The 26,472-nt window shown below is 53.7% G+C and carries 25 protein-coding genes, 1 other RNA gene and 2 pseudogenes; 16 read left to right on the top strand and 12 right to left on the bottom strand.

Annotated elements, in window-relative coordinates; genetic code table 11:
* Positions 1 to 20 precede the first annotated feature (20 nt).
* Complete coding sequence (locus tag AACY09_RS19205; RefSeq protein ID WP_339490295.1) at positions 21 to 2,948, bottom strand: ATP-binding protein; 2,928 nt, start codon at positions 2,946 to 2,948, stop codon at positions 21 to 23.
* A gap of 141 nt (positions 2,949 to 3,089) precedes the next feature.
* On the opposite strand from AACY09_RS19205, the gene ssrA reads away from it, so the two are divergent.
* Positions 3,090 to 3,476: a transfer-messenger RNA gene (ssrA, locus tag AACY09_RS19200) on the top strand.
* 153 nt (positions 3,477 to 3,629) lie between these two features.
* Here the strand turns inward: ssrA and AACY09_RS19195 are convergent.
* The 3 genes from AACY09_RS19195 to AACY09_RS19185 all read right to left on the bottom strand — a co-directional run bounded on the left by AACY09_RS19195 (position 3,630) and on the right by AACY09_RS19185 (position 5,952).
* The gene (locus AACY09_RS19195) at positions 3,630 to 3,833 is read right to left on the bottom strand and encodes a LexA family protein (RefSeq protein WP_339490294.1); all 204 of its coding nucleotides are present in this window, start codon (positions 3,831 to 3,833) and stop codon (positions 3,630 to 3,632) included.
* Entirely contained in the window at positions 3,826 to 4,119 is a 294-nt protein-coding gene (rhuM, locus tag AACY09_RS19190) for a RhuM family protein (RefSeq protein ID WP_339490293.1), read from the bottom strand. The genes AACY09_RS19195 and rhuM overlap by 8 nt, the downstream gene beginning before the upstream one ends.
* 138 nt (positions 4,120 to 4,257) lie before the next feature.
* Entirely contained in the window at positions 4,258 to 5,952 is a 1,695-nt protein-coding gene (locus tag AACY09_RS19185) for a DNA cytosine methyltransferase (RefSeq protein ID WP_339490291.1), read from the bottom strand.
* Between the two features lie 88 nt (positions 5,953 to 6,040).
* On the opposite strand from AACY09_RS19185, the gene AACY09_RS19180 reads away from it, so the two are divergent.
* The 5 genes from AACY09_RS19180 (at position 6,041) to AACY09_RS19160 (ending at position 10,387) form a co-directional block, all read left to right on the top strand.
* Positions 6,041 to 6,175: a hypothetical protein gene (locus tag AACY09_RS19180; protein WP_339490290.1), complete on the top strand. Its 135-nt coding sequence runs from the start codon at positions 6,041 to 6,043 to the stop codon at positions 6,173 to 6,175.
* A gap of 459 nt (positions 6,176 to 6,634) precedes the next feature.
* Positions 6,635 to 6,856, top strand: coding sequence for a hypothetical protein (locus tag AACY09_RS19175; RefSeq protein WP_339490289.1), 222 nt, complete (start codon positions 6,635 to 6,637; stop codon positions 6,854 to 6,856).
* 39 nt (positions 6,857 to 6,895) lie between these two features.
* Complete coding sequence (locus AACY09_RS19170; RefSeq protein WP_339490288.1) at positions 6,896 to 8,869, top strand: hypothetical protein; 1,974 nt, start codon at positions 6,896 to 6,898, stop codon at positions 8,867 to 8,869.
* A complete protein-coding gene (locus AACY09_RS19165) occupies positions 8,866 to 9,645 on the top strand; it encodes a hypothetical protein (RefSeq protein ID WP_339490287.1) in 780 nt (259 codons plus the stop codon). Before AACY09_RS19170 ends, AACY09_RS19165 begins: the two co-directional genes overlap by 4 nt.
* A gap of 1 nt (position 9,646) precedes the next feature.
* Positions 9,647 to 10,387, top strand: a complete 741-nt coding sequence (locus tag AACY09_RS19160; protein WP_339490286.1) for a hypothetical protein — start codon at positions 9,647 to 9,649, stop codon at positions 10,385 to 10,387.
* A gap of 215 nt (positions 10,388 to 10,602) precedes the next feature.
* Here the strand turns inward: AACY09_RS19160 and AACY09_RS19155 are convergent, their stop codons facing one another.
* Entirely contained in the window at positions 10,603 to 12,486 is a 1,884-nt protein-coding gene (locus AACY09_RS19155; RefSeq protein WP_339490285.1) for a methyl-accepting chemotaxis protein, read from the bottom strand.
* A 341-nt stretch (positions 12,487 to 12,827) separates the two neighbouring features.
* Between AACY09_RS19155 and AACY09_RS19150 the strand changes: the two genes are divergently transcribed.
* Positions 12,828 to 13,148 carry a helix-turn-helix domain-containing protein gene (locus AACY09_RS19150; RefSeq protein ID WP_339490284.1) on the top strand — a complete coding sequence of 107 codons (321 nt, stop codon included), beginning with the start codon at positions 12,828 to 12,830 and terminating at the stop codon, positions 13,146 to 13,148.
* Positions 13,149 to 13,299: 151 nt separating this feature from the next.
* Here AACY09_RS19150 and AACY09_RS19145 read toward each other — a convergent pair.
* The 4 genes and pseudogenes from AACY09_RS19145 to AACY09_RS19130 form a co-directional block, all read right to left on the bottom strand.
* Positions 13,300 to 13,626 (bottom strand): annotated as a pseudogene (locus AACY09_RS19145) (TonB-dependent receptor domain-containing protein); the annotation flags it as partial.
* A 63-nt stretch (positions 13,627 to 13,689) separates the two neighbouring features.
* Positions 13,690 to 14,463, bottom strand: a complete 774-nt coding sequence (gene map, locus AACY09_RS19140; protein WP_339490283.1) for a type I methionyl aminopeptidase — start codon at positions 14,461 to 14,463, stop codon at positions 13,690 to 13,692.
* Entirely contained in the window at positions 14,460 to 14,672 is a 213-nt protein-coding gene (locus tag AACY09_RS19135) for a ParD-like family protein (protein WP_339490282.1), read from the bottom strand. The genes map and AACY09_RS19135 overlap by 4 nt, the downstream gene beginning before the upstream one ends.
* A gap of 110 nt (positions 14,673 to 14,782) precedes the next feature.
* Positions 14,783 to 15,604, bottom strand: coding sequence for an AraC family transcriptional regulator (locus AACY09_RS19130; RefSeq protein WP_339490281.1), 822 nt, complete (start codon positions 15,602 to 15,604; stop codon positions 14,783 to 14,785).
* 129 nt (positions 15,605 to 15,733) lie between these two features.
* Between AACY09_RS19130 and AACY09_RS19125 the strand changes: the two genes are divergently transcribed.
* The 7 genes from AACY09_RS19125 (at position 15,734) to AACY09_RS19095 (ending at position 22,208) form a co-directional block, all read left to right on the top strand.
* Positions 15,734 to 16,252, top strand: a complete 519-nt coding sequence (locus AACY09_RS19125) for a carboxymuconolactone decarboxylase family protein (RefSeq protein WP_339490280.1) — start codon at positions 15,734 to 15,736, stop codon at positions 16,250 to 16,252.
* 10 nt (positions 16,253 to 16,262) lie between these two features.
* Positions 16,263 to 16,517: a glutaredoxin 3 gene (gene grxC / locus AACY09_RS19120; RefSeq protein WP_339490279.1), complete on the top strand. Its 255-nt coding sequence runs from the start codon at positions 16,263 to 16,265 to the stop codon at positions 16,515 to 16,517.
* Positions 16,518 to 16,715: 198 nt separating this feature from the next.
* Positions 16,716 to 17,630, top strand: coding sequence for a LysR family transcriptional regulator (locus tag AACY09_RS19115; protein WP_339490278.1), 915 nt, complete (start codon positions 16,716 to 16,718; stop codon positions 17,628 to 17,630).
* Between the two features lie 3 nt (positions 17,631 to 17,633).
* Positions 17,634 to 18,563, top strand: a complete 930-nt coding sequence (locus AACY09_RS19110) for a LysR family transcriptional regulator (protein ID WP_339490277.1) — start codon at positions 17,634 to 17,636, stop codon at positions 18,561 to 18,563.
* A 136-nt stretch (positions 18,564 to 18,699) separates the two neighbouring features.
* A complete protein-coding gene (locus AACY09_RS19105) occupies positions 18,700 to 19,329 on the top strand; it encodes a glutathione S-transferase family protein (protein ID WP_339490276.1) in 630 nt (209 codons plus the stop codon).
* A gap of 37 nt (positions 19,330 to 19,366) precedes the next feature.
* A complete protein-coding gene (locus AACY09_RS19100; protein WP_339490275.1) occupies positions 19,367 to 21,424 on the top strand; it encodes a pyridoxamine 5'-phosphate oxidase family protein in 2,058 nt (685 codons plus the stop codon).
* 307 nt (positions 21,425 to 21,731) lie between these two features.
* On the top strand, positions 21,732 to 22,208 hold the full coding sequence (locus tag AACY09_RS19095) for a nuclear transport factor 2 family protein (protein ID WP_339490274.1): 477 nt from the start codon (positions 21,732 to 21,734) through the stop codon (positions 22,206 to 22,208).
* 2 nt (positions 22,209 to 22,210) lie between these two features.
* Here the strand turns inward: AACY09_RS19095 and AACY09_RS19090 are convergent, their stop codons facing one another.
* Complete coding sequence (locus tag AACY09_RS19090; protein ID WP_339490273.1) at positions 22,211 to 22,438, bottom strand: hypothetical protein; 228 nt, start codon at positions 22,436 to 22,438, stop codon at positions 22,211 to 22,213.
* Between the two features lie 257 nt (positions 22,439 to 22,695).
* Here AACY09_RS19090 and AACY09_RS19085 point away from each other — a divergent pair, with 257 nt between their 5' ends.
* Positions 22,696 to 23,595 (top strand): transporter, encoded by a 900-nt coding sequence (locus AACY09_RS19085; RefSeq protein WP_339490271.1) that lies wholly within the window; start codon positions 22,696 to 22,698, stop codon positions 23,593 to 23,595.
* A gap of 15 nt (positions 23,596 to 23,610) precedes the next feature.
* On the opposite strand, the pseudogene AACY09_RS19080 reads toward AACY09_RS19085, so the two are convergent.
* Positions 23,611 to 23,922: pseudogene (locus AACY09_RS19080) on the bottom strand (OprD family outer membrane porin); the annotation flags it as partial.
* A gap of 95 nt (positions 23,923 to 24,017) precedes the next feature.
* Positions 24,018 to 25,007, bottom strand: a complete 990-nt coding sequence (locus AACY09_RS19075; protein ID WP_339490270.1) for a sulfate/molybdate ABC transporter ATP-binding protein — start codon at positions 25,005 to 25,007, stop codon at positions 24,018 to 24,020.
* 410 nt (positions 25,008 to 25,417) lie between these two features.
* Between AACY09_RS19075 and cysP the strand changes: the two genes are divergently transcribed.
* Positions 25,418 to 26,431 (top strand): thiosulfate ABC transporter substrate-binding protein CysP, encoded by a 1,014-nt coding sequence (gene cysP / locus AACY09_RS19070; protein ID WP_339490269.1) that lies wholly within the window; start codon positions 25,418 to 25,420, stop codon positions 26,429 to 26,431.
* Positions 26,432 to 26,472 lie beyond the last annotated feature (41 nt).

The raw sequence follows: 26,472 nt of genomic DNA, 5'->3' as shown, positions 1-26,472 counted from the left end.
ACCCTGAACTGCAGTTACCCTTACAAACGCGCGGCCTGATTGACGACATGCAAGGAAGACAGCAACACACGGCGCAGCGTTTTCAGATCGACCGGCTTGCCCACGCAAGCACTCGCCCCCAACCCACGCGCATCGGCAAACACCTGCTCATCCACTTGCGCACTCATCACCACTATCGGCAGCCCTGTAAACGCCGCGTTACTCTGGATTTGGTGTAATAACTGAAGGCCTTCAGTGGCCGTCGGTAAGTCGAGATCTATCAGCAATAGGTCTGGCAGCTCTTCGTCCAGGGCTGCAAGGGCCTGGGCAGCATTGCTAACCCCGCGCACAATGACCAATCCCTGTAGCGCCTCGTTGGCCATCGGAACGCTTGAAAGGCTGTTATCCACACAGAGTACTGTCAGTGTGTGAGGCGTCAGTGTGCGCTCATCCTGAGTATCGGTTGGCTGGCCTGCGCTTTGTAGGTCTATCCAGAAACAACTGCCTTTGCCCTCCTCGCTCTTCACACCAATCTCACCCCCCATCAAATTGGCAAGCTCGCGACAAAGCACCAAACCAATTCCTGTGCCTGGGATGTTCGAGCTCTCACGGCCGAGTCGCTGGAAGGGCTCGAATAACTGCTGTACCTGCTCATCGCTCAGTCCATCGCCGGTATCACAAACCTGCAACCTTACCGAATCTGTACGCACCTCATACCCCAAGCTGATGGTGCCTTGGGGCGAGTTGTATTTAATTGCATTAGACAGAAAGTTGAGTAATACCTGCCGCACGCGCCGCGCATCGGCATAAACAAACAGCGCGATATCCTTGTCCATTTCAACAACAATATTCAGCTGGCGGCGTTGCGCTTCAGGCTGCAGCAACTCAGCACAACCGTACAACAGGCTGGAAAGCTCCACGGGCTCCATGTGTAAATGCTGGGTGCGGCTTTCAATACTCGACAAGTCGAGGATGTCATCAACCAATGAGGTCAGGTGACGGCTCGCATTAACAATCTCCTTGGCGTAATCAGCCTCTTGCTGACGGTTGTGTTTATCCTGAGTATCGAGCTCAATTAACTGCGCAAAACCTTGAATGGCGTTGAGCGGCGTTCGCAATTCGTGGCTCATGCTCGACAAGAAACGACTCTTGGCCTGACTGGCAGATTGCGCTTCCAGCGTCGCACCCCGAAGCTCCTCTTGAGCGAGCTTTAGCCGGGTAATATCAACATGAGTACCGGCAATGCGCAGCACCTCGCCAGCGTCACTACGCTCCAGCACCTTGCCCCGACTAAGCAGCCAGACGTAACCACCCTCGGCGTTTGCATAACGGAACTCTGCCTCATAGTGCTCCTGACCACTGCGCGAAAACTGCTCACGCAAGTGCCGGATACGCTCTACATCATTTGGGTGCAAACGCTGATTGAAATCGTTGAAGGTGAGCACACCCTGGGGCAGGCCGAAGCGTTTACGAAAGCGTTCACTGACGCTGATTGTCAATGAGCTGCGGTCCACTTCCCACAAGCTCTCGGTAGTGCTTTCAAGGACCAGTTGAAGAATGCCTTGAGCTTCTTGACGCTCTATCTCACTCGCCTGCAACTGCTCAGCGGTCTGCAGCACCGCCGTTGAAATGGACTCCAGTTCGCTGATCTCACTGCGTACCGGCTGCAGCACGTATTTGCCACTTCCAAGCTGGCGGAGCATTGCCACTATCGCGTCAATCGGATTGAGCAACAGCGCGCTCATTCGCTTGGACCGCAGCCACATCCAACCGAAAAACAGCAAATAGAACACCAGCAAACCCACAATCATCAGATAGCCGATACTCAGGTAGTGACTGGCAATCCGGTTGGTCTCATGAAAAATATTGACCTCATCGACCACGAGCAGCAACTTCCAGCCCGTCTGCTCAATCTCACTCCACGCCACTAATTGCTTGCGACCATCAAGGTTTGTTTCGGTAACCGAACCATCGCCCTGAGCAATTGCGGCTAACAGCGCCTGCATATCTTCCCGGCCGGTCAAACTGAAGCGCTTGGGTTTCAAAACCTCAGCCTTTACCGCGCCGCTGTACGATGCCTCGGTCAGCTCTTCCAGGCCGAAATCCTTCTCACCGGCTTTTGGCAGTGCCATGATGGTGTTTTCCGGACCAATCAGAACCGAATACCCGTTCCAGGGCACAATCAAATTGCTGACCTCTTCAATCAGCTCCCCGACCGTGACATCAAGCCCAACCACCCCCTCCAAGAAATCATTGCGGTAAACCGGCGCAATAGCCGACATCACCCAGCCTTGACCGGCGGGATCGAGGTAAATATCGGTCCAGACTGTTTTGCGCTCAGGGTTGTGCGCGGCATCGGCCTTGTAATAGAAGTTGAACTGGGTCATATCGAAGTCGCGCGGATAAACCGCTAGCGTATCGATGCTGGGGTAAATCCGGTTATAGCTGTCCCACGTATTGAAATAGGCCGCCGCCACGGTCGAATTCGCCGCATGGATGGAGCGCAAAAGTGGATCAATCTGAGCAAGGCGCAAAACCTTGTTGTGGTCCTGCTGCGCCAGCGGCGTCAGGTTCGAATAGAACGAAGCCGCACGGCCTTGGCTGGGTTCAGAGTAATAGATCCCTTCAGGGCTGGTTTTGTAACGCTTGCGCTCCGTCTCATCGGCATTGAAATCTTGGTTTAGCAGGGCTTCACGGGCCGCATCCCGTAGCAACTCAACCTGAACCTGCACCCCATTCAGGCGGCTCTCTATCACCTGCCGCTCACGGTCAACCGAAGTAGATAACTGGCTGAGCGCACTGTCACGCAGATACCCCACCTGGGCCTCGCGGATGGCGGAGTTGCTAAGCATATAGACAGCGATTAACACGCACTCGACCAGCACCAGTGGGATCAACGAGCTCTGTACAACAGCCCGCCATAGCCACTGGCGCAGTGGATATGACGATATCCGTGATGAATTACCCATGCCTTTTCCTGAACACCCGTCTACTCGCAAGCGCCATCATACCTATATCTGCCAGCGCGACTCAGCAAACGAGCATTGGCGGTCGACGCATGGTGGGGCTTTGTCGTACACTAGAGCGGTCTTAGAGACGTACCACCGTTTGGGGCCGATTAGGATTCGACGCCGGTAGCGAAACTCGAGGGGCATGCCGAGTGGGTAACAGAACTCGTAAATCCACTGTTGCAAACTTTATAATTGCCAATGATGACAATTACGGTGCTCAACTAGCTGCGTAAGCAGCCTAGTCGCACTTCTGGTAGCTTCGGCTCCAGCAATCATGAGGGGATGTCTGTAAACCCAAAATGATTGTCATATAGAACAGAATCGCCGCGTAGTACGTTGTGGACGAAGTGGCTAAAACTTACACAACTCGCCCAAAGCACCCTGCCCGTCGGGCGGCCAAGGGTTAACTTAATAGACACGGCTAAGCATGTAGAACCGACAGCGGAGAACTGGCGGACGGGGGTTCAAATCCCCCCGGCTCCACCATTTGAAACACCAACGAAGCCCGCACCATGCGGGTTTCGCTGCATCTGGCCTTTGTAATGTTGCTGAAAGTTGCTGTGGATTCAGGCTGATTAATGTCTGTTTCAGCAACTTTTCAGCAACATTGGTTTTCGCCACATTAAGCCAAAGCTGCGATCACCCAAAGCTCCGCACGCTATTAGTCACCACTCTCCATATTTCCATCTGGTCACCTTCGATGGTGTACCTGGGCGCGTACTTCGGATTTTCCGGGAAGAGCACGGGCATCCTTCCATTCCGGCCCAAGCGCTTAACAGTGGCCGCGCCATTTACACACGCGATCACGATGTTACCAGCCCCCCCCTCCCGGTCTTTAGCCATCGATCAGATGCTGCTTGAGCACCGCACTGGCCCACTGCCGAAACTGGGTCGCGCGGGCCGAGCTCACCCGGTAGCCTACTGAAAGGATGGCGTCGAGATTGAAGTACTCGACTTGATAGGTTTTGCCGTCAGCGGCAGTTGTTGCATTTTTTGCAACAACTTCCTCGCGCTGCAATTCGTTGCTGTCAAAAATGTTTTTCAGGTGACGCGAGATAACCGACTTGTCTCGGCCAAACTCGGCCAATTGCTTCAGGCTCAGCCAAACCGTGTCGTGCTCCAGCGCCACAAAGCGTATTAGGGGACAGATGACGTTTTTGGGAGATTTACATTAAACGTGGTCTGTCCCCTATTGTTCGTTCCTATTGTTCGAGGCTGATTGAGTAATCAACCCGTGTCGTCCGTGGGGTAGGCGCTAATCAAGCGCTCAAGCGGAAGTACCTGCACGCTCTAACTCTTGGCGCTCGTCATCGAACGCCTGAAGCTTGTCGAAGAGCAATCGAAACACAACTTGAGCAATCTTGGATGCCAGAAGCGGGGGTACCGCGTTTCCTACCTGATGAAACTGTTCTGTCCGATTGCCTTGGAAGAAGTAGTTGTCCGGAAAAGTCTGGATACGAGCGGCCTCACGAACAGAAAAGCTACGGCATTGCGAAGGATCGTAATGAATGTAGTAGTGCCCATCCTTGGAAATGTGACTAGTGATCGTAGTCGCAGGCAGCTTTTCCACCTGTACACGGAAACGATCACTGAATACGCCGCTCTCCCAGTTTTTGTGATCGGGAGCAAGCCCTTTTAGGTTGAAACCTTTATGGCCCTTTGGTGATAGTCCATGGAGTTTTGCGTAAGCGGCTGCAAACACATATCGACGCAAATCCATCGGCATATGGCCTCGCACCTCATGGTTCAACCAGTAATCAAGGTTCTGATCGCGGTACCAACTATCTAGCTGAATGCTTCCGGTAGCCCCATCATCCTTGGCATCGTTTCTCTTGACCCGTCTTCCCCCTTTACTTACAGGGGCGTTGAAGTTTTTCGTGACGTCACCAAGGACGCGCCACATCTCATCGGCCTTATCGATCTGGTTACGGAGGTAGCTCACATGGTCCTCCACAACAGAAGCCCAGTTATCCCAGCTATCGGTCATTTTGGTCAAGCCACTACGAAGCGTGGGAAGGCGGCCCAAAACCTCTCCAACGGTGACCGCTAGGCTCTCACTTGTCAGTTTCACTTGCTTCACATCCGAAGGTAGACAATCCTCAGAAATACCCAGAAGAATGACACGGTGCCTAGCCTGCGGGATACCGTAGTTTTCAGCCCTTATGATGAAAGTTTTTGGATCTATTTTGTCAACATCATCGCCAGGTGAAAAGTGCGTACCGGTAACCAGCGAATAGATGTGATAGCGCTTGCCGTCTCCCTTTTGACCAAGAGCCTTATGAGGGTCTGAAAGATCCCTGAGAATGCTGGAGAAAATCCGTTCATTGTTGACCTTCGACGAGAGAATGCCCTTCACGTTCTCCATAACGAAGACTGTAGGCTGCTTCTCCCTAATGATGCGCAAGTATTCCTTGTATAGGAAATGGCGATGATCCTCTTCCGCCTTATAGTCCACATTGGCCTGATTTCGTGCACGCCCTACTATCGAATATGCCTGACAAGGTGGGCCACCGATAAGTACCCATGGGCGCTTTTCATCTAAGCCTGTTTGGGGGGCGTTCAATGCATCATCCAACTCTTTATTACCGCCCTCACTTCCAAGAGTTATACATCTAGCCTCATTGGCAGCTTCGTCCCAAAGCTCCTTAGTTTCTTCCGAAGGAGTAAAGCCATACGCAGCATTGGGATCGTTGCAGTAGTCGTAGTATTCGAAGAGATGACTTCGTTTGTGTTTCTTGAGCAGCCGATAGAACGCTCTCAACCGGAGCGTCTGCCAAGCTTGAGGATCTTTTTCCGCAGACACTACGATTTCGAATCGCTTACCGTCGCCAAACGAGCTGAACCCCTCCCCGAGGCCTCCAGGCCCTGCAAAGAGGTCAACTACTTGGATAGGCTGACCAAGCTCACCAATAGGATCTACGGGCGCAAGGTCTGGGAAAAGAGTCTTCTGGTTTTGATTCATGGACATAGTCAGCAAAGAAGTCAGGTCTCGCATAATGGCTGGCATCCGCGGCAGCACTACATCTCCGGAGATGTAACTTCGAAGGCTGATGCATCGACATAGCTTCAGGTATCGATTGCAACAGCGTGACCTTCACGGAAGATCCGACATAGTACTTGCTCGCTACCACTTGTGCATATTCATCTACGGATGTTTCTGGCACAGACACCCAGGCTGTCGTTAGGCCACAACCCCACGTACGCGAGAAGACTTCTGGCAATTAAAATTTGCACAAAACGTCGCTTGCGGCACCTTCAACCGCAATCTGATGCCTGGGCAGCGCTGACGGGTAATGGATTTTTGGGAATGCGGGTTCGCGGGCCGGAGTCAGACCTTATGTGGATCTTGTAAACGGTGCGCAATTGTAATCAAAAATACCTGTCTTGGCCTAACTTATCAGGCTTTCCGCTCGCTCCAGACTTGTTAAATCGTCAAGCTAAGCCTCTGTTCTAGGCCGCACTCCTGCTCAACGAGCCAAAAAACCGCTCGGTTTCTCCTCCCGTATTCTGCTCCCCATCCCTGGAACCTAGCCGCATGATGGCCAGTGGCCTTAAAAAACTTGACTAAAACAGAAAACAATCCTTATATATTTAAAAAATGTTGAGAAAAAACCTCACATGATCGTAAATATTTGGAGAAAAATATGGGCGATAAACGTGAAAAATTCGTAAAACTGGCTGAGCAACGTGTAAACAGAGCGATGAATCACATGCGCCTAATCGGAAACCTTTCCAACAGGAACGCCTATAGCTTCAACGATGATGATGTGAAAAAAATCTTCAAAGTGCTACAGAAAGAGCTGGATCAGGCCAAGTCACGCTTCAGCGATGCAGTTACCGGATCAACTGGCGACTTCAAGCTTTAAGCCTAATTGACTAAAACATTAGCCTTTGAGAGGTTCAGGATGATCGGACAACCACAATGGAGCTTTCTGCCATTATCTAGAGGAGCTAAAGCTCGAGATCCTGTGCAGGATGAGTTCTTTCAAGAGCAGTCCATAGGAGGGCTTGAACATGCTCTTGTTCGTGAGACGATTCAGAACTCTCTCGATGCTCGGGCTGGTAAAGATCCGGTCAGAATTGTTTTTTCCCTAGGCAAATTACCTGCTGAACAGGCTCTTTTTTGGTTTCCAGAGGAGGTTCAAGCTCATTTCTCTGCGAAGGAAATTAGCCTTGCCCGCCTACCGGAGTGGAATACAGAAACCTGCTCGTATCTGACTATCGAAGACTTCGGCACAAATGGTCTTGAAGGGAAAGTAAACACGACTGAGCCAGAAGCTGGCGGCAATTTCTATCACTTCTTTAGAGCAGAAGGCCTATCCAACAAAGGCGACGGCGCTCGCGGTAGTTGGGGTGTTGGTAAAATCGTTATTCCACGCACCAGTCGTGTCCGTTCGTTTTTTGCAGCAACCATCAGAGCATCAGAGCCAAGACTACACTTAATGGGGCAGACCACTCTGCGCCACCACACGATCGCCGAAACGCAGTACACACCAGATGGCTGGTTCAGCAAGGAGGAAGGCGGACTTCAGGTTCCGTTTACCAACGATGAGGTCACGGCGAGGCTGAATTCCGACTTCCGGTTGACTCGCGAAAACGAACCTGGACTAGGACTGGTTATTCCTTGGGTATATGAGGAGCACGTGACGTTGGAGCGCCTAGCATCAGCCATTGCTCGTGAGTATTTCATACCGATCCTTGCTGGCAATCTGATTGTTGAGTTGAGAGATCATTGCAGTGATAAATATCAACGTTTCGATGCTAGTAGCTTTGAAGAACTCGAGCGTTCAGATCTTGAAAATGAACAGTTCCAAGATGCTATTCAGCTTGCTGGAAACCTCCTGCAACTTGGTCAGTCGCCAACAGTTAAGGTCGACGTAATTCACGAATCAGGCTCAAGTGATCTGGACTATGACTGGTCAAGCTACAAAACCTCGATCTCTCCCCAAGACATAGAGTCAGCACTAGAGCATGGACAAGTCGTGCATTTCAGGGTTCCGATGGTAATCAAGCCAGCCAAAAGCCTACCTGAAAGAGGCCATTTCGACGTCTTAATCAAGCGAAAGCCTGGCCGTCACTTCCCGATATACATCAGAGATGAGCTGATCATTCCCAACCTGACAAGTCGCAAGCGAACCCCTGACAGCGTTGCCCTTATTCACACTTCAAACAGCGCGATAGCGGATGCCCTGCGCCGAGCTGAATGCCCCGCGCACACAGACTGGAAAAGCTCTCGAGATAAATTCCAAGAGCAGAAGTACAGCACAGCTCTTAGGCTCATTCCTTTCGTGCGAGAAAGTGCACTCAAACTACTCGACAAGCTGATGACTGAGGAAGGCAAACCCGACCACAACTTGCTGGCAGCAGTTCTCCCTCTCCCGGCTAGCGACGCACCGCCACAAGCATCAAAAGATAAAGAGTCGATTGAACGCAAAAAAAACCCACAAAAGACGCCAGAAATAGATATTCCCAATATCCCAGCTCCAACACCAAGATGCTGGAAGTTGAAGCAATCAGCAGGTGAAATACACTTGGTAGGCAACCCCGAGGGTTTCACCAATAGTGAGGGCTACACCCTAAATTTGAGGGCTGCCTACGACCTGCGTGGTCGCAACCCGTTCAAAGCTCATTCCAGATTCGATTTCGACTTACACAGAGCGGCCACCAAAGGTGTTGATGATAAAAGTGGCTTCATAATTATGAGCAACGACGCGGTCAAGGTCGTAAACGGCGGCTATGACAGTTTGGTGCTTCACGTTACTGATCCGCACTTTGAAATGACATTCCTAGCAGCAGATCTAAACCGCGACCTGATAATGAAAGTTGGCTCTACCCCATTCGGAGAATCTTCGGACGAAGATGAGGAGACAGAAGAGTGAGTCGTCGATTCAACTTCACTGGCCGCACCAAAATCCTCAGAGAGGACGTGACAATCATTCTTGATTCTCAGGGTAATAAGCTGACCTGTAATGTCCAACTCAAGCTCAACGGCTACGACCTCAAACCTGATGCTGAAGTAGTAGTAGAGGCCGAACGCGGCAGGGTTCTACGTATCCGCCATGATTGGGGGCATGCGGGGAAGGCATTCACCTTAGATGGCGCAAGCTCCCAGTTCGACATCTCCTCGATGGGCGACCCCGAAGATGTTCGTTACCGAGTATTAGTTGTAGAGCCTGGGTCTTGTCGTTTGCTGGCAACAGCTGAAAGCGTGGAAGCTCACAACACTCAGGACGGGCAAACACCACAGCGCTCACTGCTCCCCATTGTCATGCGCGACCTTCACGGCGGTGTCTGGGAGCTTGAGAATATGGGCGACACTCCGACCTTGGTGCTCGACAGCGCTTTGGGTACCAAGCAAGAGATAAAGTCCAGCCCTATCCTCCTATCTCTGCTTCCTGGTGTGATCCGGGCCATCCTCACTTACTTAGCGCACGACCAACAAGGTACTGGCGATGATGAGAGCGATGCAGGTGACGGCAGTACCTCAAATATGTGGTTGGAACAAGGCAAAAAATGGGCAGGCTGCCCTTGCCCAAAAACTATCGAACATAGCGAGATAGATGACTGGGCTCAAAAAGCTGTAACGGGCTTCAGCAGGGAGAAAAAGCTGCGCGCCAATCTCGCAAATGCCATGGACATGACTAAGGAGGATTGAAATGGAAATGTTGCAGATGCGAGTACTCAACCAAGATGGCATCAATCAGATGCGTATCTGGCTAGAGCAGGCCCGGCAGAACCCATCAACCCCAGTGCCAGCAGAGTTGCTGGATGGTATGACATTTACAAAAGCGTGCGGTGCTCCAATCTCTGCATCTATTTTCGATCAAGAAGCCTTTGCAACAAAACTGAATCTTGCAGAAGCCATCGACAAGGCCATTATCGCCGGAGGTCTGGACGAAGAGACGCTGGAAAATGACCAAGGTTTCTGGAGCTGGCTGACCCTACGATTCGCAGCCAAGTTCATTGGCAGCAAGGGGCAAATCGGCGAGTCAGCGTTATGGATATACGAACCTGGGAACTGGCGAAAGGTTTACCGCCAGAAGATGGCTCCGCTATGGCTAGCATACCGGGCACACCGTAAAAACCCCGAATGTCTCATGGCCGTTCTCGGTATACCGGTAAACAAAACCGGCGAGGTCTTCGAACAGATGATGTCTCGTAAATGGATTGTCCTTAGCCTAGGGATTATGACTCTCGTGACAAAACTCTACTTCGATGAAGAAGAGAAACAACTGAAGAGAGGCAGCGGCGGCAAGGGTGCTGGAGCCCCCAGAAGGCTTACCACAGTTCTCGATCAACTTGGACTTACCTACGATATTGAGGAGCTAGGCTGGGAAGCTTTGGCCGGCATGCTGCCGTATGACTTTAGAAAATTTATTCCTCAAAGCTCAGCATGAAGTTATCTAGTTAAGTGACGTTGCCCCGAAACTCCAGATCGTGGCAGCTTCGCCTTCCCTATTCACCCAAACCAACCAAGCGGACACTGCCCGACGTAAATTGATCACTTGGCGATCCCCTCTACCGAGGCAAGTATCAGAGTAAAAAGGGGGCAGACCACGTTTTATGTGCCAGTAGAACGTCGGTTAGGCTCAAGGAGCAAAATGATTGCCCATCAAGCAATGCGAAACTTCCCCGTGCGTTCGCTGAGTGCTGTGACCTGGGCCTGAAGCCCCTGGGTATGGGTGTCCAATGTTTGACGCAAGGTGCGGGTTTCCCCGGTATGGGTGTTGATATCTTCCATCTTCGACGCGATGTCGTCGGTAGTCGAAGAAATTTGCTCGACAGCCACAACCACCTGGCTCATTTCTGCGGTCAGGGTTTCGACCGAATGGGTGATCTCACCAATCGCGTTGGCCACATCGCCGGCATCGTTTTCGCTCTGTTGGGCGAGTGATAAACCGCTGCCGATCAGCTGGTCCATTTTCTGGGTTTGACGTTGCAGTTCGCTAACTATCGCACCGATATCGGTTGTGGCAGCGACCGTTCTCTGCGCCAGTGAGCGGACCTCGTCAGCCACCACCGAGAAGCCACGCCCCGCCTCACCTGCACGGGCCGCTTCGATTGCCGCGTTCAAGGCCAGCAGGTTGGTCTGATCGGCCAGACCATTGATCACACCGATGATGCTGTTGACCTGCAGACCACTTTGGGTCAGCGACGTAACCTGCTCATGGGTGGAGCGGATCACGCCAGATAGAGAGCGTATGTTGTCGACGCTGCTACCAATGATCCGGCTGCCGACTTGTGCTGAATTGCAGGCGGCCTGCGAGGCCGTGCCGACATCGTTAGTCCGGCGGGCTATCTCGTTGACCGTTGCGGAAATTTGCTGTGAAGCCGAGGCCGCTTGTTCGGTCTGCTGTTCGACCTGCTCGCTGTTGATTTCAAGCCGACTCATGGCTTCTTTTAGGTAGGCGTACAAGCGCTCTAACTCACGATTGCCGTCGGCCACTTGGCGAATCAGCCCGCCGACGCGCTGGATCATGTGGTTGGTGGCAATACCCAGTTGATTGAACTCATCTTTTTTGTTGTGACCAATAGCCAGTTGCCCAGTCAGATCGCCAGCAGCGACACGGGCCAGCAATTCGGTCACACGGTTCAACTGGCCAAACAAGGCGCGAGAGGCCTGGCCAAGGGAGATCAGCAGAAATATCGAACCACCGAGAAAAGTCAGCCCCAAGATGACCACCGTCGATTGGCGAGCCTGCTCAACCTCTCGACCCGTACTCGCGACAATGCCATCAGTAAGCGCGGTATCTAGCTGGTCTACAGAGGTTTCTATCTGTTGCGCCTGAGTCTTCATTTGTTCCTGCACGTCACGGATCTGACTAATCAAAGCATTCGCCTGACCGAACGCCTGCTCATACTCACGCGCGTTCTTACCGATCGTGCTGTCTTGCCAGTCAAGTTCGGTAATTTGCTTTTGCATGGCTGCAATCGCTTCCCGGGCTTTTGCCGCTGAGCTTGGATCGAACGACGATAAGTAATCGCGCTGCTGAGCAAGAGCCGTCGCAATAAATGTCTTGATCAGACCAATATTGATTGCTTCCAACTCGGCGGAGGCGCTAGCCAATACCTGACGCACATTGTCTGTCGCGCGCAGACCAAGACTCTGATTGAGTTGCAGCCACTGGCGCTGCATCGCCAAGTCACTGCTGAGCAGAGCAGCAATCTGGTCTGCTCGTTTTACAGTGGCTTCGTCATCCAATTGACGAGACGCCGCGGCAAACGCCTTGGCACTGTCTTCCAGTTCGGTCAGTTGCTCGCCGAAACGCTCGACCGTGTCCGGTGCAAGTTGGCTACGCAGATTACGCATGCGCAACCAGTCATTGAGCAACTGGGTCGACTTGGCCTGAAAATCAGTCGCCATTTGCTGGGACTGAAATGCAGCCGAAAGTCGCTCATTAACCCATAACGCAGAACCCGCCATCACCGCCAGGCCGAGCAAGCAGATGGCGATAAGGCAACGAAATTTCTGCCTCCATGACAGTTGAAGGGGCATAAAAATCTCCGCTTTATTGTAATTAGTATGACAACGTACAACTACATCGGCCGCCCATCGGCTTTCTTAAGCCCCGAAACGCGAAGATTTGTTCGGCGGCGGCCTTAGCGCCTGGACTGCTCTGTGAAGGCCACTTCTGTGGTTCGATTACGGTGTAAAAAGACGCCTCACCCATTGCTCGAGCCTAGCTGGAAATAAGTGCAGGCTTAAAAAGACCTGATATCTGGCAATCTCACAGCTTCCATTCACCTAGGCCACCCATAGCTAGAAGACTTAAGCGATGACCAGCGCAAAGCACTGAAGAAGCGGCTGGAAGACGAATTACAGGCGAGAGGAAAACAATGAACAAAAAGCGCGATATTTTTGCCGAACTCTGCGAAGGATTCGACGCCTTGGCCGAAGAACGTCAAGGCAAAATCACTCTGCGCAGCCATCAGGTTGAGATCAAACAGATTAAACCGGCGACAGCTGAAGAGATCGTTGCCCTGCGAAAAAAGCTGAACATGTCTCAGCCTGTTTTCGCCCAACATCTGCGTGCAACCGCAAGCGCGGTAAAGAACTGGGAGCAGAACCGCGCCAAGCCGAACCCTCAAGCCACCGTGCTTATTCGTTTACTTGATGCCCACCCTGAAATCGCCAGGCAACTCGCTCAAATCGTCTAAGTTCTTTCGCCATTTCATTAAGGCTACGAGCGACGGCGTTACGCGGCATCCCGCCGAGCCAGAGACAGTTGCCCCCAGAAACGACAAAGGCGCCTTATAAGCGCCTTTGTTGTTTTCAGCTGTTGCGAACCGTCTGCTACCCGCTTCTGGCTTACCAGTTGTAGCTGAGCTTGGCGGTGATTTCGCGGCCGGGGTTGTAGTAGTCCGCGGTTCCGGAGCCCACTACGTGCTGCTCGTCAAACAGGTTGCTGACGTTTACAGCAAGGTCAGTGCCTTTGACAATCTGATAGTTGAAAGCGGTATCAAACAGTGTGGTCGCATCGCTTTTGCCGGTGTTGGTGGCATCAAAATAGTATTCACCGATGTAGCGGGCACCCAAGCCAACGCTCATATCAGTGCCAGGCACGCTGTAATAAGTCCACAGCGAAGCCGAATGCTTCGGTGCCGCGGAGAACTCATTGCCTTTGATTGAGGTTCCACCGAAAACCGTACCTTCAACGACTTCTCGAACGCTGGGCATGCAATCACCCCGGCAAATCCTTCACCCGCCAATCATCCCCCGCTCTTCAGGGCGCAGTGTCAGTACTGACACGCCGGATGCGGTGACGGCAACGGTGTGTTCGAACTGTGCGGAAAGTGCGCCGTCTTGGGTGACAACGGTCCAGCCGTCGGCCTTGGTTTTCACCCTGCGCCCGCCTTGATTGAGCATCGGCTCAATGGTGAAGACCATGCCCTCACGAAGGACGAGGCCCGTTCCCGGCGTGCCGAAGTGGAGTATTTGCGGTTCTTCATGCATTTCCCGGCCGATGCCGTGACCACAATATTCGCGCACGACTGAATAGCTATTGCTCTTGGCATGGCTTTCGATTGCCGCGCCAATGTCACCCAGTCGCGCTCCTGGACGAACCGCACGGATGCCTTTCCACATGGCCTCGTAAGTGACCTGTACCAGCTTTTTAGCGGCGGGGCTGACTTCACCAATGAGATAGGTTTTGCTCGAGTCGGCGATGTAGCCATTCTTTTCCAGCGTGATATCTAGATTAACAATGTCGCCGTCCACCAACACTCGGGACTGCGATGGCACGCCGTGGCAGACCACCTCATTCACCGAGCAATTCAATACAAACCCATAGCCATACTGGCCCTTGCTCGCGGGGCGCGACTGGAGGTCATTGACGATAAAACGCTCGACCATGGCATCAATCTGCAGGGTCGACATACCCGCAAGCGGAGTCCGATCCAGCATGCCAAAGACTAACGCCAGCAGGCGGCCAGCTTCAGCCAGCAATGCCAATTCCTCAGGTCGCTTGATCATGCTTCATGCGCCGTCAGCGACTGTGCTGAAACACCTGCCAGGCCAAGTTCGCGGGTAATAATCTGATTGAAACTGAGCGTCGGGTTCATCTCACAGAGCATGCCGACCCTGATCCAGTAAGCAGCCTGCGCGTTGATCGAACGACATGACACCTTAGTGGCCCGGCGCAACTGATCGTGCAACTCATCATCTATGTTAACAATGCCCATTGTTAAAGCTCCATACTCTTAATATATGCTTTATATACGAATCATATATAGCCAATCAAGTGCTGAGCCAAAGATGATGCCTGACTATCTGCCGCTGAAAGCGGTGGTGCCTACACCGTTTTGCCCTGCATCCATTCACTCGGGCTGATGCCGACCTTGCGGCGGAAGGTACGCGCAAGCGCAGATGGGCTTTCGTAGCCAACCTCGTCGGCGATCAACGCGATAGGCCGCCCCTCACGCAGGCGTTTTTGCGCCAGACTGATTCGCCAGTTGGTAAGGTAATCGGCCGGGGTAATGCCCAGCGTCTGGCGAAAGTGCGCGGCAAAACTGGCTCGCGACATGGTTGCAAGGCTCGCCAGGTCCGCCACTGACCAATTACGCCCTGGTTCGTTATGCATGCTCGTGAGCGCCCTCGACAGGCGTGGGTTAGCCAGTCCAGCCATCATCCCCGAAGCGATGTCGCGGCTGGCGATAAGATGGCGAAGCAACTGAATCACCATCAGTTCGAACAGCCGATTCAACACCACATCGCGACCACATTCATCGCCGAATGCTTCTTCAAACAGCCATTCAAGGTTGCCGAGCAGGCCGGGTAGTTCTCGAAGAGGTTTGATGATGTAAGGCGGCAAGGCCAGGGTCAGCGGGTTGTCAGCCCCCCCATCGAAACGCAGGGTTGCGCATACCAATTCAGCTTCATCGGCTTCAGTCGCCACTAGCCGATGCTCTTGCGGACGGACCACCAGCACCAAGCTCGGCTCGGTCAATTCGATGATCTGGTGCTGCTCATCCCTGAAACACAGGCGACCGGAGCGCAGCAGATGCACATGGCCATAGCTGCCCTTTGAAATATCGGTCACTCCGCAAAAGCCGCCCTGATGATAAGTGGCAGCATGCAGGTTGAAGTGTTTGAGCAGTGTGGATAAACGGTCCATGGCGCTTCCGATTTAGACGATCTGTTGCATACAGTCGACTATCTGAAGCCGAAAGGAAAGACCGACCCCTTAATATTCACTCCAAGCTTGACCGACAAGCTCGCGACTCAAACCCACTGGAGAACGACCATGACACGCATTACTGCTCTGACCCTCGACCAAGCCCCTGCTGGCTCACGTGCCGCGCTTGAAAACGTGCAAAAAAACTACGGTTTTATCCCCAATGGGATTAAGACACTGGCCCATGCTCCGGCAGCATTGAATGGCTACCTGGCGCTGGCTCAAGCCATGGGCAAAAGCTCGCTCAGTGCGGCTGAACGAGAAGTTGTCGCCCTCGCTACTTCAGAAGTCAACGGCTGCGATTATTGCATCGCGGCGCATTCCTTCCTCGGTGAAAAAGCCGGCTTGAGCAAGGACGCCATTGGTCAGGCACGATCAGGCGAATTGAGTGCCCTGGCCACTCTGGCGCGACAAATCACTGAAAGCCGCGGTCACCTGACGGATGACCAACTAGCCGCGGCCCACGATGCGGGCCTGACTGACAGCAGAATCGTTGAAGTGGTTGCCCAAGTCGCACAGCTAACCCTGACCAACTACCTAAACAACCTGGCCGTTACCGAAGTGGACTTTCCACCTTCTGCACGCTAAGGAGCCCAGCATGAGCCATGTAACCCTCTACACTACCCAGCATTGTCCATACTGCCTCAACGCCAAAAGCTTGTTGGCACGCAAGGGCGCCAGCACCACTGAAATTGATGTGGCGTCCTCCCCGCAGCGGCTGGCGGAAATGCTGCATAAATCCAAGCGCAGAAGCGTGCCGCAAATCTTTATTGGTGACAGGCATATCGGCGGCTTTGATGAGCTAGCCAGTCTCGAACGCAAGGGGGAACTGGATGCCCTATTGCGAGCCTGATGCTGTATTGAAAGGGTCTGCAGGTGTTGGCCGCCGCCATCACCGAAGGTCGGATGTGGCAAATAGCATCCGAACGCCAGACCCGCTCCCCCTTTTCACACCGCCTGCACATCAAAGTGCGCAGGCGTTCCATATTACTGTCGCGATCAACCGCTATGCTGGTAGCGATTGAGCTCACTCTGTAAGCAGGCGGTGATAGTGGACCGGTTTCAGGAGATGAAAGTACTGCTCGCCGTTGCTGAGGCGGAAAGTTTTGCCGGTGGGGCAAAGCTGATCGGTATGTCGCCACCCAGCGTGACCCGGGTGATTGCGGGACTGGAGCATCGGCTAGGCACCTTGTTACTGGCACGAAGCACACGAAGTCTGCGCTTAACCGACGCCGGCCGGCGCTATGTCGATGACTGCAAACGCATTCTGCTCGACCTCGAAGAAGCGGAAGAACTGGCAACCGGCAGTAGCACGCGCGCGCGGGGCAATCTGGCCGTAACCGCGTCGGTGATGTTCGGTGAGTTATTCCTGATTCCGCTGATCACCGAGTACCTGACGCAACACCCCCAAGTCACCGTCAACGCACTGCTAGTGGACCGACTGGTGAACATGGTCGATGAAGGCCTGGATGTCGCCATACGTATTGGCCAGTTGCCGGACAGCAATCTTCAGGCAGTAAAGGTTGGGCAAATTCGTCCGGTGGTCTGCGCCGCACCGGCATTTCTCGATCGCGTAGGCCGCCCACAGTACCCAAAAGATGTAATGACACTGCCGATTGTGATGTCTTCGGCAAGCAGCTTGCTCACCGAGTGGCAATTCGACCTAGGGGATAATCACATCACGTTGCACCCCAAGCCACGCCTGGTGGTGAGTTCCAATCAGGCGGCGATCAACGCCGCCTGCATGGGCTGGGGGTTCACCCGGGTGTTGTCTTATCAGGTTGCTGAACGGGTTGCAAAAGGCGAGCTTGAGATCGTTCTCGATGCGTTCGAAACAACCTCTCTGCCGATAAACGTCGTCTATCAAGACAGCGGCCGGGTACCCGCCAAAGTAAGCACTTTCGTCGACTTTTGCGCCCGCCGATTCCTGACCGATCCAGCACTGCAAGCCGTCATGGTGAGGTAAATCATGAGCCGCTATCGTGAGATGCAGGCCTTCGCGGCCGTCGCGCAAACAGGTAGCCTTGCAGCCGCTGCGCGCCATCTAAACCTGTCACCCGCAACAGTGATGCGCACAATTGGGGCATTGGAAATACGCCTGAGCAACACCCTGCTGACTCGGGGCCCGCGCGGTGTTAACCTGAGTCCGGCCGGGGAAAAATTCGCGCTGAACTGTCGGCATATATTGCAGCAAACCGACGCAGCCGAGCGCTCTGCTGCCGGCTTACACAGTTGCCCAAGCGGGCAGTTAACAGTCTCGCTTCCGCTGTTGATGGACCACTCCATATTCACGCCCATCGCGCTGGCTTATCTGGATGGCTATTCCGATGTGAGTCTGCTCACCCGAACCCATGAAGGCTTACCTAAACTCTTGGATGAAGGGATAGATGTTGCCCTCGTCGTCAGCCACTTACCCAACTCGTCTGACTTCGCCATGCCCATGGGCTGGGCCAGACCCGTGGTCTGCGCCTCCCCTGCCTACTTGGCGAAATGGGGACAGCCCGAGACGCCCAACGACCTCAAGACGCACCGAACAATCTTCACGACCTCACTTGGCTGCGAAAGCGGATGGCGATTCCGCTGCGAACGCAGCAGTCGCCTGATAAAGCTTGCGCCCCTGCTCAGGTGCACGACCACCCGCGCGGCGATCAACGCCGCCCTGCAAGGTTACGGCTTGATCCGCTGCATGAGCTACGAAGCGCACCTTGAGCTGCAAAACGGATCGCTGGTGCCTGTACTCAATGGTTTCGCCAGCGAAGACGTGCCCGTGCAAATGATCTATCGCAATGGCCGTCGGGCCGAGGCACGTGTGCGCACATTTATCGACTTCACCGCACCCAAACTTCGCGCCCACCCAGCGCTTCTCAACGAAGACACCCGGCTGCCAATTCTTTCATAAAACGAAATTATGGATTGCGCTACGTGGCTGTTCTGCTTCGCCATTGATGGGCGCAGTATCACTCCACCAGCGCATAGACCGCCGTCTTGGTTTGAACCGGCGCTGATTTCCCTAAATCAAATGCGGAGCCAAGACCATGCCTACACAGCCAATCAAACTGTATCGCCACCCATTATCTGGCCACGCCCATCGCGTCGAGTTGCTGCTTTCGCTGCTCAAGGTACCGACTGAGCTGGTGTTTATCGACCTGGCCAATGGCGAGCACAAAAAGGCGGAGTTTCTGGCCATCAACCCCTTTGGCCAAGTCCCGGTTATTGATGACAACGGCACCCTGATCAGCGATTCAAATTCGATTCTGGTTTACCTGGCGAAAAAATACGGTACCGGCAGTTGGCAGTTTGAGGACCCACTGAGCGCCGCGCATATTCAGCGTTGGTTATCAGTCGCAGCCGGTCAGGTCGCCTTCGGTCCAGCCGCCGCCCGTCTGATCACCGTATTCGGTGCAGCATTCAATGCTGATGAGGTCATCACCCGTTCACACGCTTTACTCAAGCTGATGGAGAGTGAATTGAGCGACAGGCCATTTCTCGTGGATGGCGAGCCAAGCATTGCCGATGTTGCCAACTACAGTTATATCGCTCACGCCCCTGAAGGCAACGTATCACTGCAGGATTATCCGAATGTGCGCGCCTGGCTTGAGCGGATTGAAGCGCTGCCCGGCTTCGTACCCATGCAGCCGACCGCTGTCGGCTTAAAAGCCAGCTGAAGCAGATTTCACTGCGGTCATCTTACGGAGTACTTGCATGGACCACTTACCCAAGCACCGGCATTCGCCCTGGCATGCCGGTGAAAAAATGCTCCAAGCGCTGTTCAACGCGTCTGACCGCATGGAGGCGGTCGGTCAGAAAGTGATCCGCCCCTATATGCCCGACCAACACCGGGACTTCTACAATCAGCTGCCCTTTATGGTGGTCGGTGCAGTGGATTCGCAGAAACGGCCGTGGGCGACGTTGCTTGAAGGCCCGGAAGGTTTCGTCAGCTCTCCAGACCCTGAGCACCTGCTTATTGCTGCCCAGCTCGACGCTCAAGATCCCGCCACTCCCGGCCTTCAAGCAGGCCACGCCATTGGTATGCTGGGTATTGAATTACACACGCGGCGACGTAACCGCATCAACGGCATCATTGAGCAGGCGTCGGCCGGGCAACTTAGAGTCAGCGTCGAACATGCCTTCGGCAATTGCCCGAAGTACATCCAAGAGCGCTCTTACACACGCTCGCCAGAACGATTGAACAATAAGGGAGCACGGCAGGATTTCTCAGTTCTGAACGCCCAAACCAGCAAAATAATCAGCGACGCCGATACCTTTTTCATCGCCAGCTACTTTAGCCATGATGACCAAAGTCGCTCGGTGGATGTGTCTCATCGCGGTGGCCGCACCGGTTTCGTCAAGGTTGAAGATGATCGACTGACCATTCCCGATTATGCCGGCAATCTGCACTTCAACACCCTCGGCAACCTCAAAGCCAATTCACTGGCTGGGCTGCTCTTTGTCGACTTCAACAGCGGCGACATGCTACAGCTCAGCGGCCGCGCGGAACTGATTCTCGACAGCCCGATGATCAAGGCATTCGAAGGTGCCGAGCGGCTCTGGACCTTTGATGTTGAGCAGGTGGTGCTGCGCCCCAATGCCCTGTCGATCCACTGGGCGTTTCACGACTACGCGCCCACCAGCTTGATGACCGGCTCGTGGGCAGAAGCAGATGAGCGTATACGCCAGAGTGAGCAACGCAGAAAATGGCACCCGTGGCGCGTGGCACAGATGCAGCAGGAGAGTAGGGATATCCGCTCCTTCCTGCTTGAGCCGTTGGACAACAGCGCGTTCGCCTTCTCACCTGGACAACACCTGCCCATGCGTATTCTTGCCGCAGACAACGATGCGCTGATCAGAACCTACAGCATCTCCAGTGCCCCTTCCGATGGGCACATCCGTATCAGCGTCAAGCTGCAGGGCAAGGCTTCGCAGCACCTGCATGACAAGGTGCAGGTAGGCGACCTGCTGGACGTGCGTCCTCCGCTGGGCAGCTTTACCCTGACGGACGAAACCGCGAGGCCCATCGTACTGATTGGTGCGGGTGTGGGAATCACACCGCTGATTTCCATGGCCAGAGAGTTGGTGGCGCAAAATCAGCAGCATCAACGCACGCGCGCTATCCACTTATTCCAAAGCGCAAGAAGCTTGGAGGAGCTGCCATTCCAGAGCGAACTCAATGAGCTGCTGCAACGCTCTGCCGGACAGCTGCATATCCACCGTGCGTTGAGCAGCCCTTGCGCCGAGGCAGTACTTGATCGCGACTACCAGGTGACAGGACGCCTCGACTTTGCTCAGGTCAAAGCCCGGTTGCCACTGGATGACTATGACTTCTATTTGTGCGGCCCTGCAGGTTTTCTGCAGGACATGTACGACGGCCTGCGCGGGGTGAACATCCCCGACCGGCGCATCCATGCCGAAGCCTTTGGCCCCTCGGCGCTGCGCCGGTTTGAAGTTGAACAGCTGTCGGGGCTGACTCAGCCACCCGCAGCCACCGCGCCAGTGCCGGTGTACTTTTCCGCGTCGGCCACCGAGGCACGCTGGAAACCCGAAAGCGGTAGCCTGCTGGACCTGGCAGAAAGCCGCGGGCTAAGCCCTGAGTTCAGTTGCCGTGGTGGTTCTTGTGGCACCTGCAGCACGCGCTTGATCAGCGGCAAAGTCCACTACCCGAACCTACCCGCAGAAATGCCGGAGCCCGACCGCGTGCTGATCTGCTGCGCTGTACCGGCAGAAGATGAAAGCGGCATCCAGCCTTTGGTTCTCGATCTTTAATCAGGCGTTCACAGCATGAGCACATCAAACGCCCTCAATACAATAAACCCTGAGGCGCCGCTGTGGAGGGCTGAAAGCGAGGTCGTATTCAGCCCTCCACAGCAGCGTTTAGAAGGCACAGAATGGGAGGCTAATTACCTCCTTCCGCATATAGTGACCGGACCCGAAAACCTGCAGACAAGCACTGCAACCATCGACGTTTGGCGGTGGGTAACCGACTAGTGCTTATCCGCTACCGCTGCTCTTTCGCCGGCTATTAGAAGAGTTTCGATCATAACCGTACTGTTTAAAATCAGGAGCAATCGCCATGTCCACCGCTGAAGTTCGTCAACCTGTTCCACCCTTCACCCGGGAAACGGCCGTGTTAAAAGTCCGCCTTGCCGAAGACGGGTGGAACAGCCGCGATGCTGGCAAAGTCGCCCTTGCCTATACCCCAGATACTAAATGGCGCAACCGGGCAGAGTTCGCCACCAGCCGCGAAGAGGCCGAGGCGTTTCTGGCGCGCAAATGGAATAAGGAACTTGAGTACCGCCTGATCAAAGAGCTGTGGGCGTTTACCGACAACCGGATCGCCGTACGCTATGCCTACGAATGGCACGACGATTCCGGCAACTGGTTTCGCTCTTACGGCAACGAAAACTGGGAGTTTGCCGACAACGGCTTAATGGCTCATCGATTTGCCTGCATCAATGACATGCCCATTACCGAATCTGAACGCAAGTTTCGCTGGCCACTGGGCCGCCGCCCGGATGACCATCCAGGGCTCTCGGATTTAGGTTTGTAAACTCAGCTAGCAACCCGAATATCAGTGATGGCCAACACCTCGGCCTGCGCCAGCAGTTCATCTTCGCTGGCATCCGCTGCCGGCATCAGCAAGCTGTTCTCGGCGTCGGCGTGGTGCAGTTCAATCAGATGGCGTGCAGCGTCACCTTCGCTCAATTGGCTTTGCTCAAGATCGAGTTCATGGCTGCGCGCCTCGTTGTTGAAGTGGTAGTTGACGGTGAATTGAGTCATGAAAATTACCTCTGTAGTTTAAGCCGGATAAAATACTGACTCCACAGTCAACTTATTGGTTCCGGTTATTTTTGCTGAGGCAAATGGCGGTTTCTACGGCTTGCAAAGGCCTAGAAAAGCTATTGCGTATAGATCGCCAATTTCAAGCGCTAGCGTCTGCTCAAAGTGTTACTACACTGCAAAACAAGATGCCTGCAAAGGAAAGGTGTCCTACCCCCTCCCGCGGAATGATCTATTAAAGTCTAAGGATGGCTTGCATGCATCACTGCCCGAGCAAAGCTTTACTTCTGATGTTGGCTACTGCCCCGCTGCTGGCAGAGGCCGATAATGCCCGGGACTGGCAGAACGTACCGATCGACCTCAACATGGTCTTCGGCTATTACAACAAGATTGACACCAATACGCCCATTGATACCAGCTTGCCGCTAGATGGCCTGTCGCTAAATGCCGACCTTTACTTATTACGCTACGCACGCTCCTTCGGTATTGATGGACGCAACTCGGCCATCCAGATCATTCAACCCTATGCCGACGTCGAAGCATCTTTCGATGACTCACGCTTCTTCTCAGGCACAAAGCACAATGGTGGTATGGGCGATATTCAGGTGGTTTTCGCGCATAACTTTTTTGGCGGCCCAGCCCTGACTGTCGAGGAATTCTCCAGCCACCAACCTGGCACCTTTATGACCGGAGCACTGTGGATCACTGCGCCCACAGGCGACTATGACAAAGATCGCATCATCAATATTGGCTCCAACCGCTGGGTGGTTAAGCCAGAAATTGGGTTCGGTCACCCCCTCGGCCCCACTTGGCTAGAGATAAACACCTGGGTTTCACTATTCGGCGACAACGATGATTACCAAGGCAACAGTAAGCTGGAGCAGCGCCCGCTCTACGCCATTGAGGGGCACTACAGCTATACGGTCAACCCTGCTCTGTGGGTTTCCCTCGACGGCACTTGGAGCAAAGGCGGCGAAACCCAAGTAGACGGCACTGACCAAGATAACGAGCAAGAAAACACCCTGCTCGGCGCCAGCATGGGCTTTATGCTTTCACCGCAGCTTGGTGGACTCATCGCCTATTCCGACACCGTGTCGGAACAGACAGGCTCCCCTGATGTGAATACCTGGACCCTGCGTATGCAGTACGTCTGGTAAGCAGTTTGCTTCCCAGAAACCGCCGTTCATGGGGTGTTCGATAGCTAAACGAATTTGGTTTGCATCCAGTTCGGCTTGCGGGGTATTGCTACGGTGAACGTTGTAGCGCAGCGATATCGCCGTGCCTTTAGCATCACCGTTTTGCACCACATAACGCGCCTCAAGATCACGTTCCCAATGCTCGCCATCCTTGCCATAGCCCAGATAGGCGTCACCGCCACTCGGGTCGACATGGGTGCCATCAATGTCTTTGCCGCGTACTTAAAGTGCAGTCAAGTTCAAGCCCGGCATGCCCCACGGGGTCATATTCAGGGTGTAGCGTGCCTGTGAGAATTTTATTAAGACGCTGAAGCGTCTGCCTGATTGCGCAGTAGCTGGGCTAATATTTCGGCCAAACCAGTGCCACAGACAGATCGAGCTGCTTAGGGATTAGCCTGCGCCTGGCCGCCCTTGGGTTTGAAGTACAGCGTTTCGCCGCGATTAAGGTCATCAAGGCTCATATGATCCTTGGCCACTTCGGCCTCAATCAAATCACTCTGCCCGTCCACCTTGAGGGTAACGCGAGTGATTGCACCTAATGGGCGGATATCGCGCACTTCACCGGCCTGATGGCCTTCTTCCGGATGACGGGACAAATGCACTTCGTGGGGGCGAAACAAGACGTGATGGTCTTCGCCGATGTACAGGCGGTTAGCATCACCGAGGAAGTGGTAGACAAAATCACTCGCCGGGTTCTCATAGACCTCGCGAGGCGAGCCAATTTGCTCGATTACGCCTTTATTCATCACTACGATTCGATCGGCCACTTCCATGGCTTCTTCCTGGTCGTGGGTTACGAAAACTGAAGTCAGATGCACGTCTTCGTGCAGACGCGCGAGCCAACGACGCAGTTCTTTACGCACCTTGGCATCCAGTGCACCAAAGGGCTCATCAAGCAGCAAGACGCGAGGTTCAACGGCGAGCGCACGGGCCAGTGCTATACGTTGGCGCTGGCCACCGGAGAGCTGCTCAGGATAACGATCAGCCAGCCAGTCGAGTTGCACCAAGCCCAGTAACTCGTGCACCTTTTCAGCAATAACGGTCTCACTTGGACGTTCACGCTTAGGTTTCATGCGCAAGCCAAATGCGACGTTATCGAACACTGTCATATGCCGGAAAAGTGCGTAGTGCTGGAATACAAAGCCCACATTGCGATCGCGCACGTCGTGCTCGGAAACGTCTTCACCGTGAAACTGAATGCTACCGGTGTCCGGAGTTTCAAGGCCGGCAATTATGCGCAGCAGGGTTGTTTTGCCACAGCCGGAAGGCCCCAACAACGCAACCAGCTCACCACTCTGAATATTCAGGTTGATCTGATTGAGCGCCTTGAACGCATGGAAGTTCTTGCTGACGTTAGTAATTTCAATCGACATGCGGTGCGTCCTCAGCCATCTGGCGCGGGCGGTTAATGCTTACGTGACCTTCCACCAAGGGTGAAGGTTTACAGCGCCAGAGACAGCAGGCTGATACAGGCGATGCAGGGGTGGGCGGATAATAGCGCTGAAGGTATATTCTTAAAAATACTTTTTATTCACATTTATATTCGTTTTTAGAATAAAAAACGCACCGAGCAGTCCAGTTAACAGCAACGTCAGGCACAGGCAGGATTCGTCGCCTGAGATAAACGGCAGTTAAATTCCATTAAGATATATACATAGCGCTAAAAATTACTTTTTAAGAATAAAAAACTTAGGCAGTATCAGGCCCAATCTTTTGGCCTATGGCCTCATAATCGAATTATGTGCTTGTTAAAACAAGCGCAGTGACGGGGAATGTCTTGATCATGCTAAAGAAACTGCTTATCGCCAGCGTTATCTCCACGAGTCTGCTCGGCAGCCTGACTGCCTTGGCTGATGACAAGCCAATTCTTAATGCTTCCTATGACGTAGCCCGTGAAGTCTTTGCAGCGATCAACCCCAAGTTCGTCGCCAAGTGGAAAGCTGAAACCGGCAAGGATCTGGTGATTGACCAGTCGTTTGCAGGGACTTCGCGTCAGGCCCAAGACATTATTCAAGGCAAGAAGGTTGATATCGTCACCTTCAACCAAGTCACCGACATCGACATCCTCGCCAAGCGCGGCCTGGTGCGCAAAGACTGGGCTGAGCAATTTCCGAATAACAGCTCGCCGTATTACAGCACCACCGCCTTTCTGGTGCGCAAGGGCAATCCGAAGCACATCAAAAACTGGGATGACCTGGCCCGTGAAGATGTGAAGCTGGTATTCCCTAACCCGAAAACATCCGGCAATGCGCGTTACAGCTACCTGGGCGCCTGGCTCTATGCCAACGAGAAGTTTGACGGCGATGAAAGCAAGATCAAAAGCTTCGTCGGCAAGATTCTGCACAACGTGCAAAACTTCCCTACCGGCGGTCGTGCAGCAACCGTAGCCTTTGCTCAAAATGGCCAGGGTGATGTGCTGCTGACCTTTGAGTCGGAAGTGGTCAACATCGCTAACAGCGAAGAATTCAAGTCAGGCGAATATGAAATCGTGGTGCCACCAGTCAGCGTACTCGCTGAGTTCCCGGTTGCTCTGGTGGATAAAGTAGTCGACTCAAAAGGCACTCGCGACGCCTCCAAAGCCTTTCTTGAGTTCCAATACACCAAAGAAATCCAGCAACTGCTGACCACCTTTAACTACCGCGTGCATAACCCGGAAGTTGTCGCGGCAACTGCTAGCCAGTTCCCACAGGTACGCCTGATCAACCCGAACGAAGTGCTCGGCACTTGGGATGAAATCACCGCGAAGCATTTTGCCGCTAACGGTGTGCTGGACCAGTTACTCGCCGAAGGCCGCTAATAGCCTTGGCTTTGAGAAGTACAATAAGCCGCAGCTTCCAG

This window comes from Pseudomonas sp. EL_65y_Pfl2_R95 (assembly GCF_963971045.1).
Classification (GTDB): Bacteria; Pseudomonadota; Gammaproteobacteria; order Pseudomonadales; family Pseudomonadaceae; genus Aquipseudomonas.
This window is presented reverse-complemented; position numbering and strand designations above follow the sequence as displayed.

Coding starts and splice junctions, on each gene's coding strand:
- AACY09_RS19180 (WP_339490290.1), top strand. CDS start 6,041: ATGCATCGACATAGCTTCAGGTATCGATTGCAACAGCGTGACCTTCAC.
- AACY09_RS19195 (WP_339490294.1), bottom strand. CDS start 3,833: ATGGCTAAAGACCGGGAGGGGGGGGCTGGTAACATCGTGATCGCGTGT.
- map (WP_339490283.1), bottom strand. CDS start 14,463: ATGATCAAGCGACCTGAGGAATTGGCATTGCTGGCTGAAGCTGGCCGC.
- AACY09_RS19150 (WP_339490284.1), top strand. CDS start 12,828: ATGAACAAAAAGCGCGATATTTTTGCCGAACTCTGCGAAGGATTCGAC.
- AACY09_RS19100 (WP_339490275.1), top strand. CDS start 19,367: ATGGACCACTTACCCAAGCACCGGCATTCGCCCTGGCATGCCGGTGAA.
- AACY09_RS19135 (WP_339490282.1), bottom strand. CDS start 14,672: ATGGGCATTGTTAACATAGATGATGAGTTGCACGATCAGTTGCGCCGG.
- AACY09_RS19095 (WP_339490274.1), top strand. CDS start 21,732: ATGTCCACCGCTGAAGTTCGTCAACCTGTTCCACCCTTCACCCGGGAA.
- AACY09_RS19155 (WP_339490285.1), bottom strand. CDS start 12,486: ATGCCCCTTCAACTGTCATGGAGGCAGAAATTTCGTTGCCTTATCGCC.
- AACY09_RS19090 (WP_339490273.1), bottom strand. CDS start 22,438: ATGACTCAATTCACCGTCAACTACCACTTCAACAACGAGGCGCGCAGC.
- AACY09_RS19105 (WP_339490276.1), top strand. CDS start 18,700: ATGCCTACACAGCCAATCAAACTGTATCGCCACCCATTATCTGGCCAC.
- grxC (WP_339490279.1), top strand. CDS start 16,263: ATGAGCCATGTAACCCTCTACACTACCCAGCATTGTCCATACTGCCTC.
- AACY09_RS19125 (WP_339490280.1), top strand. CDS start 15,734: ATGACACGCATTACTGCTCTGACCCTCGACCAAGCCCCTGCTGGCTCA.
- AACY09_RS19130 (WP_339490281.1), bottom strand. CDS start 15,604: ATGGACCGTTTATCCACACTGCTCAAACACTTCAACCTGCATGCTGCC.
- AACY09_RS19075 (WP_339490270.1), bottom strand. CDS start 25,007: ATGTCGATTGAAATTACTAACGTCAGCAAGAACTTCCATGCGTTCAAG.
- AACY09_RS19110 (WP_339490277.1), top strand. CDS start 17,634: ATGAGCCGCTATCGTGAGATGCAGGCCTTCGCGGCCGTCGCGCAAACA.
- AACY09_RS19160 (WP_339490286.1), top strand. CDS start 9,647: ATGGAAATGTTGCAGATGCGAGTACTCAACCAAGATGGCATCAATCAG.
- AACY09_RS19205 (WP_339490295.1), bottom strand. CDS start 2,948: ATGGGTAATTCATCACGGATATCGTCATATCCACTGCGCCAGTGGCTA.
- AACY09_RS19175 (WP_339490289.1), top strand. CDS start 6,635: ATGGGCGATAAACGTGAAAAATTCGTAAAACTGGCTGAGCAACGTGTA.
- AACY09_RS19185 (WP_339490291.1), bottom strand. CDS start 5,952: ATGAATCAAAACCAGAAGACTCTTTTCCCAGACCTTGCGCCCGTAGAT.
- AACY09_RS19170 (WP_339490288.1), top strand. CDS start 6,896: ATGATCGGACAACCACAATGGAGCTTTCTGCCATTATCTAGAGGAGCT.
- AACY09_RS19085 (WP_339490271.1), top strand. CDS start 22,696: ATGCATCACTGCCCGAGCAAAGCTTTACTTCTGATGTTGGCTACTGCC.
- cysP (WP_339490269.1), top strand. CDS start 25,418: ATGCTAAAGAAACTGCTTATCGCCAGCGTTATCTCCACGAGTCTGCTC.